We start from the raw sequence: 13,360 nt of genomic DNA, 5'->3' as shown, positions 1-13,360 counted from the left end.
ATCACAAAGACAGACATCATTGATGCAATAACAATACTATTAAACAAAATAAATAACCGATAAGAACTAGGCTTAACGGTTATTTTCTACATATCTAATTTTTCAAATCCTCAGTCATATGTTCACCTGTGACCTAGGCTTTACGACTCTCTTGCTCTAGCGAATGAGCTAAATCGGCGATTACACTTACAGTATAGCACTCTGAGAATAGATGTCAAGGAATTTTCATCTCTATTAAAAAAAGCCTGTCCTGAGACAAGGCTTTGATATTCTATTATTTACGAACCTGCACTTTCGTAGGCATCCAAGCCCCTATCCCAAAGTCTAAGGGAAATGACAAAGAAAACCAGAGAAATCAACATCAAACCTCCGATGTTAAAGATTACATCCTTGTCCTGCAAGAAATAGCTAGCAGGATAGTAGGCCGTAAAGGCAAATGGAACGATAAAGCTAATCAACCATCGTAGAAGAGAATTGTAAATAGAAATCGGGTACTTGGCAAAATCATTAAACATATAAAAAATGTAAATCATAGCTCCTGATTGCTTGGTCCAAAAAGCGATGCTGGCTGTCGCGATTTTCAAGGAAGTATAAATCAAGGTCGCAAAAGGAATACAAACTAGGAAAAGCAGGAATTTTGGAAGAGTCCAAGCAATGCTAGATACCGTTGTCGCTAGTAGGATCCCACCGACCAAGAGTTCGCCCAAGGCATCAATCTGAAAGGTTTCAACTAGGATGTGAAAGAGAGGATTGATAGGACGAGTCAGGTACTTATCAAACTCCCCTTTTCGCACCAAACGTTGTCCTAACGCCCAGAGATTGTCAAAAAAGAGATGGTCCAGTCCCTTGGGAATCAAGGAAAATCCATAGATAAAGGCGATTTCTTGAAAAGTCCAACCTTCTAGTGATGGAATGTGTTGAAAAATGACATTGAGAAACAAGAGGTTCAAGCCTTGGGTTAGAAAAACTCCTAGCACACCAACCACAAAATCAACCTTGTATTCCATGATTTGCTTGATGTATTGTCTGATAAAAATCAGATGCATGCGTTGATATTTTTTCATACTAACCTCCCTGAATGGTAATAAAGGACTGGACTCGTTTCCAAATTAACTGAGACAAGCCCACCATCACTAAGAGCCAGAAAAACTGCAAAGCGAGTGCCTGAAGAATCTGACTAGCATCGTATTTCCCAACAATAATCATAACCGGAGTATAAATCAAGGATGAAAAAGGCAGGAAGGAGAGAATATCTGAAACCACCTTTGGAAAGAAAGCCAAGGGAATCAGACTTCCAGACATAAAGGCCACTATGGAAGTCTTGAGTAGATTGGAACCCCATAGATTTTTAAACACAAAGGCTGAAAATCCAAAGCAGATATTAAAGAAAAAGTTGATTAGGTAGGCTAGGGTTAAGCTAAAGAGATAAAGGATGGTTAATCCCAGCACTTCTACAATCCCTTGTCCTGATAAGATTTTCATCAAGACAATGACACTTAAAAATGGCAGTCCAACAGAGATAAAAATCAACCACTTGGAGCCAAGTTCGGTGAAAAGGTAAGAGGCCGCAAAATGCACTGGTCTCAGCAAGCGCATGATAATGGAGCCGTCCTTGACCTCCTCCCCGATCATAAAGGAAGAATCCGACCTAGTCAGAAGATTGGTCACAAAACTCATGATGATGTAGAGGGTGATATCTGCCATACTAAAGCCTTGAATCAAGGACTCTTGCGAGGAATCAAAGACTGCCTTCCAGAGATAGAAAGCGACAAAAGCCCCCATAACATCTCCAATCCGATAGAGAAGAAAGTTGACTCGATAGGTGATCAATTCCTGAATCCCTGCATTGATAAAGGGCTTATAACGTCTCCACAATTTGACCATCTTAGAGCTCCTTTCGATAGAAGCGACGGATAATATCCTCGATATCCGTATCCACCATCTTCAAATCGCGGATTTCAAAATCAGACAGGGTTTGCTTGATAATATCAGCCGACTGGTAGCGGGAACTATCAAATTCAATGTTGAGGCTATTTCCTTGTCTATCAATAGTCATATCAGGAAAGCCTTCATAGTGAGAAAGGAGATGACTTTGCCCTGGCACCAATTCAAAGGAAAGAGTCTTCATCTTGCCAAAGGTTTCCTTGAGCTGGCTAACCGTTCCATCAAAAATCTCCTGCCCCTTGTCAATCATGAAAATCCGATCACAAAGTTGCTCAATATCACTCAGATCGTGAGTGGTCAAGAGAATAGTAGTCTCTTCCTCCTGATTGATCTGGGTAATGGCTCGACGAATGTTATCCTTGACGGAAACATCCAGACCTATGGTCGGTTCATCTAAAAAGAGAACTTTAGGATTGTGGAGCAAGGAAGCTGCAATATCCGCCCGCATCCGTTGACCTAGTGAAAGAGTCCGCACGGGGTCTTTGATAAAGTCCTTCAAATCCAAGACCTCATTCAAAAAGTCCATACGCTTATGAAAGAGCGAGTCTGGGACATCGTAAATCTCCTTTAAGACTGTGTAGGTCTCTTGTAGAGCCAAATCCCACCACAACTGGGTTCTTTGCCCAAAGACCACTCCAATATCCTTGACATAATCTTGGCGATTGTCCTGGGGAATCTTGCCGTTAATACGACAAAAACCTGATGTCGGCTTTAAAATTCCTGTCAGCATTTTAATGGTTGTCGACTTTCCAGCACCATTAGCGCCGATAAAGCCTAGAATCTGTCCCTTTGGTACCTCAAAGGTCAAATCCTTGACCGCTTCAAAGGTCTGCTTTTCAGGATGAATAAAGGAGCGCAATGCCCCCTTCAAACCTGGTTCCTTGACAGTCTTCACAAAATTTTTCTGAAGATGTTCCACTTCTATCATTGCCATAAATCTCTCCCTAGCGCAAGGAATAGCAACGTTGTGTTTTTGACTACAAACATTCTAAATCCTTACTTTCTACACCTTCTACATTTTATTACTACAAAAGGCTTTATACCAACCTATTATAGTCCAATAAAAAACAGAATGCAAGCGTTTGCCTAAAGTTTATAAAATTAGAGATTCCTCTCTTAAAATAATACTTTTATTCAAAAATTCTGGCTTGATAGTTTCCTTAAAACACAAAAAACCCACCCAATGGGCAGGTTTCATCTGTATTGTTCAGCTAGATTAAGCTTTACCTTCTGAACCGAATACGTCAATACGTTCTTCAACTGATGCTTGGATAGCTTTTACACCGTCAGCCAAGAATTTACGTGGGTCGAAGAGTTTTTTCTTGTCGTATTCTGCTTCGTTTGCTTCGTAGTCACGAGCAAATTTACGAGTTGCGTTAGCGAATGCGATTTGGCATTCAGTGTTAACGTTAACTTTCGCAACACCAAGTTTGATAGCTGCTTGGATTTGCTCATCAGGGATACCTGATCCACCGTGCAATACGATTGGGAATCCAGGAAGAGCTTCTGTCAATTTTTGCAAGTGGTCAAGGTCAAGACCTTCCCAGTTTGCTGGGTAAGGACCGTGGATGTTACCGATACCAGCTGCCAAGAAGTCGATACCAGTTTCAACCATTGCTTTAGCGTCTTCGATTGGAGCCAATTCACCTTTACCGATGATTCCGTCTTCTTCACCACCGATAGTACCAACTTCAGCTTCTACTGAGATACCTTTAGCGTGTGCTTTTTCAACAACGTCTTTAGCCAATTTAAGGTTTTCTTCAACTGGAAGGTGTGAACCGTCAAACATGATTGAAGTGTAACCAACTTCGATACACTCAAGTGCATCTTCGTAGTGACCGTGGTCAAGGTGGATAGCTACTGGTACAGTGATACCCATTGATTCAACAAGGTTAGCGATCAAGTTGCGAGCAACTTTGTAACCACCCATGTATTTAGCAGCACCCATTGAAGTTTGGATCAAAACTGGAGCTTTTTTAGCTTCTGCTGCGCGCAAGATAGCTTGAGTCCACTCAAGGTTGTTTGTGTTAAATCCACCAACTGCATAACCGTTGTCACGAGCTGCTTGGACAAATTTTTCTGCTGAAACGATTGCCATTTTATCAGGCCTCCTGTATATTTTTATGGGTCATCCCATTTACATTGTTCATTTTATCACTTTTTGACAAAAAAATCTAGTTTTTCCCGCAGTTTCGATTGAATTTCTTCTAGCTTCATCTATGTAAACCCTTTCTCTCCCTAGTCTTGGGAGACTTTTGGAAAAGCTATGAAGAAGGTTAAGCGATTCTCCTGCATTTCAAAACGATAAGCTAATTTTTCATGTTCTAATAAACTTTTGACCACAAAGAGCCCCATCCCCGACCCTTTGGCCTTGCGACTAGCATTGTCAGAAAAAGACTGGGCCAGTTTTTCTTGTTCTTCTGGACTACAGCTATTCTCGATAAAAAGTTCCCCTTCTCTTTCGCCAATGCGAACCAAGCCACCTGGAATGGAGTGCTTGATGGCATTGCTAATGAGATTAGATAGGATCAACTTCATAACTGATGGATTTATATAAGCCTGCTGATGGGACAAGCTATTATCAATCTGAAGCTCTCTTTCCTTGGCTAGCAAGGCATAATCCTTGACTAGACTTTGCGTCATCTGGAGCAAATCAATTTCTTCCCTATCATCTCGCAATTCCTGCACAGACGAGAGAGAAAGTATCTGGAGAACGTGGTGATTGAGCTCATCCACAATCCCCAAGGCAATCCCCAGATAGTGGTCTCTATCCTTATAACGTCCGACATTTTCTTTCATGTTTTCGATCAGGATTTTCAAACTAGCCAGTGGTGTTTTCAGTTCATGAGAAGCCCCTCGTAGAAATTCGACCTTCATCTTCTCTAGCCGGAGAATGGCTTCGTTCTTGTCATGCAAGTCCGCAATAACAGTCAAAAGATGCTGGTAGAGGCTATTGATCTGCTCCTTGAGATCCCCAATCTCATCCTTAGAGTCCACGCGCAATCGTACTTGGGTATCTAGTTCCATCATCCGACGGGTCACTCGCTTGATTTCTAATATTGGAGCAACAATGGTCCGAGCATAGATGTAGGCCACCAAGAGGGAAATCAGAAAGGATGCCAGCAAGGTATAGGGAAGAAACTGGAGACTGATTTGCTCTGCTTCCTTTTGCAAATCCATGGAAGCTAGAAACTGGAGTGTCATTGCACCACCGTCTTGCGTTTTCACCTCGCGCTCCTCGATAAAAAGAGAGGTTGTCTGGCGGTCTGTATCCAGAGGAAGACTGTCCTTGACTTCTAACTTGTCCTCGGTCATCTCGCCCTTGACGGTCCCCTTGATATCACTAGTCTGAGAATACAAGTCTAACACTTGCTCGATGCTCTGCCTATCCTTACCTTCTAGGGACTGGGCAATGGCTGTCGCTTTCTGACCAATGGTTTCCTGACGATGACTCAGATAAGTCGAAGGAAAAAGAAAATAAATAGCCAAATGAAGGCAGATAACCAGAACACTAAATATCGAGAAGGTATAGATAAATATCTTTGTAAATAAACCTGTTCGTTTCATTTTCGCTCCAATTTATAACCAACATTGCGCACAGTGAGGATGCAGTCCAAGTCTAACTTTTTCCGCAGTTCCTTGATATAGACATCAATGACACGGTCAAAGGGAACCTCATCTGTCGCTTTCCAGACCGCATCGATTATCTGAGACCGAGTCAAGGCCCGTCCTTCATTTTTCACCAGATAGTCCAGAATTTCCAACTCTTTGGCATTGATGGCCACTTCTTGACCTGCTAGGCTTGCACTGTAACTCTCAAAATCCACCTTGGCATCCTTATAGGAGAAGATTCGTCCTGTATCGTAGTAACGCTTGAAAATCGCGTCTACTCTTACTTTTAAGAGGGACAGAGAAAAAGGCTTTTCCAGATAGCCATCTGCCAGAGAAGCAAAAGCACTCATCTTGTATTCCTCATCCTGAAAGGCGGTCAGCATCAAGACAGGAACCTGACTGGTTTTGCGAATCTCAGCTAGCACTTCCAGACCATTGAGCTTAGGCATTTGGATATCCAGTAAAACCAAGGCTACTTCATAGCTAGAAAATTGCTCTAAGGCTTCCTGACCATCCGCCGCCTCAATGGTTTCATAACCACAATCCGTCAAATAATCACTGACCCCCTCACGGATCATCTCTTCATCTTCTACAATTAAAATTTTCATAGAAAAAACGTTTCACATTCCTTTAAATTTCTTGTAAATCATCTCAATTTCATCCTGAAAGGAAGAGGCCTTATCAAGATAAAATAGATAAAAATGCTACCTATATTATACCCCATTTAGGGGAGAATAGGTAGCAAGTTTTTTATTCGCTATCCAGCAAGAGATCTTTTGGTTGTTTTCTTAGGAGATTGCTTGAGGCAAGCGCCATAACGAGAACCACTAGAACTAAAGCAAGAACAAAAACGATGATAAAGTCTGATGTCTGAATGGAAATATCTAGGCTCGACAAGGTCTTACTAAAGCCATCTACTTCTGCACCACCACCAAGGTTAGAGGCTTGAGCAGCCTTGCTGGCTTGCTTGGCAACACCTGAAGTGACATTGGCAAGAACAGTATTTCCGATTGCACGCGCTGTGTGAGTAGCTAAGAAGTAAGCAGAAACAAGAGCAGGGATGGCAATTAAGATGGATTCTGTAATAAATTGACCCAAGATACTTGCCTGCTTGAGACCGATAGAGAGGAGAATTCCCACCTCCTTGCGACGAGCGTTGATCCAAAGGCTGAGTAAGAGGGCAAGGAGAAGAACTGAGAAGCTCAAGCTTCCCCAGAAGAGGAGGTTAGCCATCTTGTACATACCAGAAATGGATTGCTCAAGAGCTGGGTAGTTAGATGAGCTCTTAACGAGTGTATAGCTCTTCCAGTTGATACCACTGATGCCATTCAACTCTTTCATAACATCATCCAAGTTCTTGTCCGCTGTTACAAAGAAGGTTGCGTCCCCATAGATAGCCGTTTCTTCTGTATAACCATATAGTTTAGCAGCTGTATGGATGTCTGTGATAGCTGTGTTTTCGTATAGTTCTTGTGAGTAGGTTACTGCCGACTTATTGTGACCATCAAAGAGTCCCTTGATTGTCACTTCGACTGTTTCCTTGGCTCCTTTTTCATTGTCTGCATCGTAGATATTAGAGTCTAGTTTGACCTTATCCCCGACTTTCCAGCCGTGTTTGGCTGCCAAGTCCTTATGCAGGAGGATCTTATACTTGTCGTCGTTTGTTAAGTGCTCTCCTTCAACCAGTTTATAAGAACCAGAGACAAACTTGTCTTCTTTAGAGGAGTCATTGACACCTGTAATCATCAAGCTACTTCCAAAATGTTTGGCACGGTCAGGTGTCAAATTTTTCTTGGTTTCTGGCGTTTCGATGAGTTCATAGCCAGTCAAATCTCCGATAGCGTTGATGCGTTTAACATAAGACTCAATGGCCTTGTTTTCGGTGATTTTTTTGATATCTTCACCCTTGATATTCCCAGCACCACGAGGCGTTCCTTGATTGACGCGACGATTGATTTGCATGGAGAAGCTATTGGTGATATTTTTAAAGGTCTCCTGAGAAGCCTTGGCAGTAGCTCCCTTGATCGACAAGCCGACCAAACTCAAGCTCGCCATGAGGAGAATAATCAGGAAGATGACAATCGATTTGAAAAACTTCCTTGTAACATAGGCAAATGCATTGTGTAACATAGGTTCCCTTTCTAGATGTTGTTCTATTTTATAGTTCTGATACTCAATGAAAATCAAAAAGCAAACTAGGAAGCTAGCCGTAAGCTGTACTTGAGTACGGTAAGACGACGCTGACGTGGTTTGAATTTGATTTTCGAAGAGTATAACTGAAAAAGCTCATATTATTTCGTCGTATTGCGAGTTTCAGTCAGTTTCTTGTCCTTCAACTCAAGTGTAATATCTGACGCTTGTGCCACTTCTTTACTGTGAGTTACGACGATGACACATTTACCTGTTTTCTGGGCAAGTGATTTGAGCAGTTCGACAATATCTCCAGCAGTTTTAGGATCCAGATTTCCCGTTGGCTCATCTGCAAGAATAACTGGAGCTTCTGAGACCAAACTACGAGCAATGGCAACACGTTGTTGTTGACCACCTGATAACTGGAGAACATTCCGCTTGATCTGACTTTCATCCAAACCAAGCTCAAGCAGTGTATCCTTGCTTGCCTTTTTGTTGACCAAGCGGATATTTTCCAGTGGAGAAAGATAATCTATCAAATTATAATTTTGAAAGACCAGGGAAATATGGTGCATGCGATGGTAAGAATAGCCCTTCTTACGAATGTCCTCTCCTTGGAAAAGGATAGAACCTTCAACAGGACTATCTAGACCAGCAAGTAGGGATAAGAGAGTGGATTTTCCTGCTCCTGATTCTCCAATAATACTGTAAAATTTCCCGGGTTCAAAATTATAATTGATCTGATATAGGACTGCTTCAGCAGTGTTCTTATAACGGTAGGTAACATCTTGTAATTGTAATAAAGTCATGATTTCTCCTTCTTAACTAATAGATGATAAAATTTCTTTCGGTGATTTTCTAAATAAAAATAGGAAACAAAGGGCTACAGACAAGCAACTAAGCAGAACTAGAAAAACATAGGATTCTGCAAAGGATAGGGTGCTGGTTGATAAACCACTTGCTTTGGCTAGTGTATCTTGTAAGCTTGCCTGATCTCCACTTGCTAGTAGTGTTTGGAGTAGATAGGATGTGATGGCGTTTCCTGCAACAAATGCTGGAAGCAAAGCACCAAGAGATACCAAAACTACCTCTAAACAGAATTGTAGGAAGATCGAGCTCTTACCTTTTCCAAGTGCCAGAAGGATTCCCACTTCGTAGACCCTTTCTCTCAGCCAGAGGGACAAGACCAAAATCAAAGCTCCTGCTCCAGCTATCAACATCCCATAAAGGAAGATGGTGAGGAAGGTTTGGAAGGTTGCCACTGAGTCTTTGATTTGTTCAAATGCCTTGTTTTCCTTCTCAACTTGGTAACCTTGACTTTCCAAAGCCAAGTTTTCAACCTGCTTCATGAGTCCGTCCATTTCCTTAGGATTTTCTACATAGAAGTGCGCTGCACTGACCTGCGGTTCACTATTTCCCAGAAGGGTTTGGCTGCTTTCATAGTCTGTAAAGACCTGGTTTTCACTGAAGTCAGATGACAAGCCTGTGAATTTCTCCTGTTTTTTACCAGAAAAGATCCCAACAATTTCAAACTCAACTGTCTGTCCTTTTCCAGATTCTGACTGTCCAGCATCCAAGCCAATCTTGTCATAAAGCGAAATACCGTTTTTCTTAGCCAACTCTTCGTGGATCAGGATTTTCTTGGAGTCCCCTTTTTGAAGGTGTCGCCCTTCTTTTAGATTGAAAGCCGAACTAGTAAAGCTCACATCCTTGGATGAATCCTCAAGAGCCGATAAGCTGACCAAGTTCTTGTCCGCTGCTGACAAATCATCACGTTCTACGCTCTGCTCTCCACTTACCGCTTCCTTGTCTTTTAGTTTTGCGACCGTCTCGAGTTCAGGAGAGACATTTTCAAGTCCCTTAATCTTGCTCACGGATGATAAGTCCGACAACTTGAAGGTCTGACCATTTTCTATCTTTTTAATAGAAAAAGATGTATTGAGTGATTTATAAAGATTGATTTCCACTGTTTTATTGGACTTCATCAGAGTCAAACAGGCTGAAATTCCGCCTAATAGGACAAATAAAATCAGAAATAAAATAAAACTTCTCAGCCGTTTTCTGCTGACATAAGCCCAAGCTCTTTGGATTGGATTCATTTGTCACCTCCATATTTGTAAGACTATTATAAAATCCAAATATGAAATGTTTATGAAATCCAAAAAAAGAGCAAAAATTTTTTGCTCTACTTGAATTAAATAAAAAAACAAAAGAGCTAGCCTAAGCTAACTCTTATCCTATGCGGAGAGAGGGACTTGAACCCTCACGACCTAAAGCGGTCACAGGATCCTTAGTCCTGCGCGTCTGCCAATTCCGCCATCCCCGCGTCGATTACTTTACTAGTATATCAACTTTTGGGATTCTTGTCAACACTTTTTTTCAATTTTTTTCATTTCACAACCAAATTACTCTGAAAGTTCATTTAGATTTTCATCTACTAACTTAGCTCCAAGTGTGTTTTTGAAATGACCTAGGGCAAATTGATGATTTTCAGGCCAGATGGAAGCAACGGCTGGTTTAACAATCTCGATATCATATCCTAAATTATAGGCATCTATAGCTGTATGCAGGACACAGATATCCGTCAAAACTCCGGTTAAAATAACTGTAGACACGCGACGCTCCCTCAAACGGATATCCAAGTCAGTACCTGAAAAAGCTGAGTAATGGCGTTTATCCATCCAAAAGACTCGACTGTCCGAACCATGCTCTTGATAAAAAGCTCCCAAATCTCCGTATAAATTACGCCCACTAGTCCCAATCAAATTATGAGGAGGAAATAATTTGCTTTCTGGATGGAAACAATCGTTTTCCTCATGAGCATCGATGGTAAAGAAGATGTAATCTCCTCTTTCAAAAGCCAATCGAGTCACCTTGCTGATGGCATCCGAAATCGCCTGAGCTGGAGCACCTGCTGTCAATTTTCCACTATCAGCCACAAAATCTTCTGTATAATCAATCGAAATTAAAGCCTTAGTCATTAGTAATCTCTTTTCTTCACTTCTTCAAAAATATCTGAAATCAAGACCTTAAGGTAGGTTCCCTTCATTCCAAGTGAGCGACTTTCAATAATCCCAGCAGACTCAAGTTTACGAAGGGCATTGACAATCACAGAACGGGTAATACCGATACGGTCTGCAATCACGGACGCAGTCAACTGACCTTCGTTTCCGTTTAATTCCCCTAAAATAGCTGAAACAGCACGGAGTTCTGAGTAAGAAAGGGTATTGACCGCCATGGTAACAGCAGTACGACGGCGGATATTTTTCTCATCTTCTTCACGTTGGAAGTTGAGGAGCTGAATCCCAACAACGGTACTGGCAATCTCAACAAGGATCAAGTCCTCATCTTCGAATTTCTTATCATTGCGCCAAATAATCAAAGAACCTAAACGAATCCCTGACACATGAATCGGTGCAATAGTCGTCAAGCCATCAGGAAAATCAGCACGACTTTCCACAGGGAAAATACTCAAATCATGATCAACTGTCAGATTGGCTTCTGTATCGTAGATCATGTTCGCGCCTTGAATGTAGTCATCCGGGAAAATCTTAGTTTGGAAGAATTGCTCTACACGATCTGTATTGGTTTTGTAACGCATAAAATAGCCAAGGAGACGTCCCTTGCTATTAACGATACAGGCGTTACAGTCAATAATATCTGCCAATTGACGGGTAATTGCATTGTAGGGAAGCTCTTCCTGCAACTGCTCCTCTGAGCGCTTCAGGATAGAAGTAATTTTTCTAGTTTTTTCTAATAAATGTGCCATTTTTCACCTCGAATATAATCGCTATCATTATAACATAAACAGCTTGAATTTTCAATTATTATCTGAAAATTGCTTATTTAATTGCAATTTGAAAAAACAAGAATATTTTTAATTAATTTTCTTCTTTTCTATTGACAAGCTCCTTATTTTTTTGTATTATAATATTACAAGAAGATAATATATCTATTTTATTTATCTTTCTTTTCCATTCGGTCTCCTTATATAAAAAAGCGATTCATTTTGAACCGCTTTTTCTTATTTATCGCCCTTGTTACGAATCACAAAGCCTGTTTGCTTTTCACTTGAAGTATTGCGTGGTTTTTTATTATCCTTACGGTAACGTTTTTCCTTATCAAAACGATCATTGCCACGACTTCCTTTTTTGAAATCATCACGACGACCACCACGACGGTTGTCTCCACGGCGATTATCACGACGGTCATCTCCACGACGACCTCCCTTACCTTTACCACCGAAGCCATTACCTGATGGTTTAAATGGCAGTGGTTTTTCACGTGCAATCTCCACTTCAGGAAGACTATCTGGGTCTTGAACAGTCAGACTCAAGATATACATTGCCAATTCTTCTGGAGTAAATTCGGCAGCCAGCTTACGAGCATCCTTACCAAATTTCTCAAAGTTGGCACGGATAGTCTCATCTGCAAAATCACGTTCGATTTTCTTGAGAGCTACGTGTTTTTTAGCTTGGAAGGCTTCTTCTGCACTTGCAGGTTTGAGACCTTTCATGCGTTTCTTGGTCAAGTTTTCAATGATTTGGAGGTAGCCCATTTCATTTGGTGATACGAAAGTAATAGACTGACCTGACTTACCAGCACGACCTGTACGACCGATACGGTGAACATAACTTTCAGGATCTTGTGGAATATCGTAGTTATAGACATGGGTCACACCTGAAATATCCAACCCACGCGCTGCAACGTCTGTCGCAACCAAAACATCAAGATTGCCATTTTTAAAGTCACGAAGGACACGAAGACGTTTGTTTTGGTCCAAATCACCATGAATTCCTTCTGCACGGAAACCACGGATTTTCAGACCACGAGTCAATTCATCCACACGACGTTTTGTACGACCAAATACAATAGCAAGTTCTGGTTGTTCCACATCCATAAGACGTGTCATGGTATCAAATTTTTCTTGTTCTTTAACTCGGATATAGTATTGGTCAACCAATTCTGTTGTCAATTCCTCAGCCGCAATCTTCACATGCTCAGGTTCTTTCATAAACTGAACACCGATACGTTTGATGGCATCTGGCATAGTTGCTGAGAAAAGTAAGGTTTGACGGCTTTCAGGGACACGCGAGATAATGGCTTCGATGTCCTCAAGGAAGCCCATGTTGAGCATTTCATCCGCTTCGTCAAGGATGAGAGTTTCAATATCTTGTAATTTCAAGGCCTTGCGTTTAATCAAGTCCAAGAGGCGACCTGGAGTTCCCACCACGATATGGGCACCAGATTTAAGAGCCTTAATTTGTTTTTCAATGCTTGATCCGCCATATACTGAACGGACTTTGACTCCCTTGCTACGACCAAAGCGGAAGAGTTCTTCTTGACTTTGGACAGCTAATTCACGAGTTGGAGCGATGACCAAGGCTTGAATGGTCGCTTCTTCTGTACGGATTTTTTCAAGGGTTGGCAAACCAAAGGCTGCAGTTTTTCCTGTACCAGTCTGAGCTTGACCGATAACATCCTTACCTTCAAGTGCCAAAGGAATAGTTTGTTCTTGGATCGGACTAGCTTCTACAAAACCAGCTTTTTCAATCTCTGCTAGCAAATCAGCAGACAAGTTTAGTTCATTAAATTTCACGTTTTTCTTCTTTCTAAAGGTGGTGCGAAGCCACCCTATAGGGCTTAGTTTATACTTTTCTTTTTATGACGTATT

Annotated in this window: 12 protein-coding genes and 1 tRNA gene; all 13 read right to left on the bottom strand. The window is 41.4% G+C overall.

Translation table 11 applies throughout. The features are described 5' to 3' along the window. Nucleotides 1-278: 278 nt before the first annotated feature. A complete protein-coding gene (locus tag HMPREF2613_RS01900) occupies nt 279-1,064 on the bottom strand; it encodes an ABC transporter permease (protein WP_070478586.1) in 786 nt (261 codons plus the stop codon). A 1-nt stretch (nt 1,065) separates the two neighbouring features. Next, nucleotides 1,066-1,884 carry an ABC transporter permease gene (locus HMPREF2613_RS01895; protein ID WP_070478584.1) on the bottom strand — a complete coding sequence of 273 codons (819 nt, stop codon included), beginning with the start codon at nt 1,882-1,884 and terminating at the stop codon, nt 1,066-1,068. 1 nt (nt 1,885) lies between these two features. Further along, nucleotides 1,886-2,878, bottom strand: a complete 993-nt coding sequence (locus HMPREF2613_RS01890) for an ABC transporter ATP-binding protein (RefSeq protein ID WP_070478582.1) — start codon at nt 2,876-2,878, stop codon at nt 1,886-1,888. A 282-nt stretch (nt 2,879-3,160) separates the two neighbouring features. Then, a complete protein-coding gene (locus HMPREF2613_RS01885) occupies nt 3,161-4,042 on the bottom strand; it encodes a class II fructose-bisphosphate aldolase (RefSeq protein WP_001018997.1) in 882 nt (293 codons plus the stop codon). Nucleotides 4,043-4,182: 140 nt separating this feature from the next. After that, on the bottom strand, nt 4,183-5,511 hold the full coding sequence (vncS, locus tag HMPREF2613_RS01880; RefSeq protein WP_070478579.1) for a sensor histidine kinase VncS: 1,329 nt from the start codon (nt 5,509-5,511) through the stop codon (nt 4,183-4,185). Next, entirely contained in the window at nt 5,508-6,164 is a 657-nt protein-coding gene (gene vncR, locus HMPREF2613_RS01875) for a response regulator transcription factor VncR (protein ID WP_054436138.1), read from the bottom strand. The genes vncS and vncR overlap by 4 nt, the downstream gene beginning before the upstream one ends. A 142-nt stretch (nt 6,165-6,306) precedes the next feature. After that, on the bottom strand, nt 6,307-7,686 hold the full coding sequence (vex3, locus tag HMPREF2613_RS01870) for an ABC transporter permease subunit Vex3 (protein ID WP_070478577.1): 1,380 nt from the start codon (nt 7,684-7,686) through the stop codon (nt 6,307-6,309). A 161-nt stretch (nt 7,687-7,847) separates the two neighbouring features. Continuing rightward, complete coding sequence (gene vex2 / locus HMPREF2613_RS01865; RefSeq protein WP_000173751.1) at nt 7,848-8,495, bottom strand: ABC transporter ATP-binding subunit Vex2; 648 nt, start codon at nt 8,493-8,495, stop codon at nt 7,848-7,850. A gap of 12 nt (nt 8,496-8,507) precedes the next feature. Then, nucleotides 8,508-9,785 (bottom strand): ABC transporter permease, encoded by a 1,278-nt coding sequence (locus HMPREF2613_RS01860; RefSeq protein ID WP_070478575.1) that lies wholly within the window; start codon nt 9,783-9,785, stop codon nt 8,508-8,510. Between the two features lie 141 nt (nt 9,786-9,926). Then, a tRNA-Leu gene (locus HMPREF2613_RS01855) sits at nt 9,927-10,012 on the bottom strand. 79 nt (nt 10,013-10,091) lie between these two features. After that, a complete protein-coding gene (locus HMPREF2613_RS01850) occupies nt 10,092-10,667 on the bottom strand; it encodes a cysteine hydrolase family protein (protein ID WP_070478573.1) in 576 nt (191 codons plus the stop codon). Continuing rightward, nucleotides 10,667-11,455: a GTP-sensing pleiotropic transcriptional regulator CodY gene (codY, locus tag HMPREF2613_RS01845; RefSeq protein ID WP_000940738.1), complete on the bottom strand. Its 789-nt coding sequence runs from the start codon at nt 11,453-11,455 to the stop codon at nt 10,667-10,669. The genes HMPREF2613_RS01850 and codY overlap by 1 nt, the downstream gene beginning before the upstream one ends. Before the next feature lie 255 nt (nt 11,456-11,710). Next, entirely contained in the window at nt 11,711-13,285 is a 1,575-nt protein-coding gene (locus tag HMPREF2613_RS01840; RefSeq protein WP_070478571.1) for a degradosome RNA helicase CshA, read from the bottom strand. Nucleotides 13,286-13,360 lie beyond the last annotated feature (75 nt).

Origin of the sequence: Streptococcus sp. HMSC070B10 (assembly GCF_001808665.1) — a bacterium.
Lineage (GTDB): Bacteria > Bacillota > Bacilli > Lactobacillales > Streptococcaceae > Streptococcus.
The sequence above is the reverse complement of the archived record's forward strand: the minus strand, read 5'-3'. Positions and strand labels throughout refer to the sequence as shown.

Bases quoted from the DNA above. Each gene is read 5' to 3' on its own strand.
- vex3 (WP_070478577.1), bottom strand. From the start codon at position 7,686: ATGTTACACAATGCATTTGCCTATGTTACAAGGAAGTTTTTCAAATCG.
- vncS (WP_070478579.1), bottom strand. From the start codon at position 5,511: ATGAAACGAACAGGTTTATTTACAAAGATATTTATCTATACCTTCTCG.
- HMPREF2613_RS01900 (WP_070478586.1), bottom strand. From the start codon at position 1,064: ATGAAAAAATATCAACGCATGCATCTGATTTTTATCAGACAATACATC.
- vncR (WP_054436138.1), bottom strand. From the start codon at position 6,164: ATGAAAATTTTAATTGTAGAAGATGAAGAGATGATCCGTGAGGGGGTC.
- HMPREF2613_RS01860 (WP_070478575.1), bottom strand. From the start codon at position 9,785: ATGAATCCAATCCAAAGAGCTTGGGCTTATGTCAGCAGAAAACGGCTG.
- HMPREF2613_RS01850 (WP_070478573.1), bottom strand. From the start codon at position 10,667: ATGACTAAGGCTTTAATTTCGATTGATTATACAGAAGATTTTGTGGCT.
- HMPREF2613_RS01890 (WP_070478582.1), bottom strand. From the start codon at position 2,878: ATGGCAATGATAGAAGTGGAACATCTTCAGAAAAATTTTGTGAAGACT.
- vex2 (WP_000173751.1), bottom strand. From the start codon at position 8,495: ATGACTTTATTACAATTACAAGATGTTACCTACCGTTATAAGAACACT.
- codY (WP_000940738.1), bottom strand. From the start codon at position 11,455: ATGGCACATTTATTAGAAAAAACTAGAAAAATTACTTCTATCCTGAAG.
- HMPREF2613_RS01895 (WP_070478584.1), bottom strand. From the start codon at position 1,884: ATGGTCAAATTGTGGAGACGTTATAAGCCCTTTATCAATGCAGGGATT.
- HMPREF2613_RS01885 (WP_001018997.1), bottom strand. From the start codon at position 4,042: ATGGCAATCGTTTCAGCAGAAAAATTTGTCCAAGCAGCTCGTGACAAC.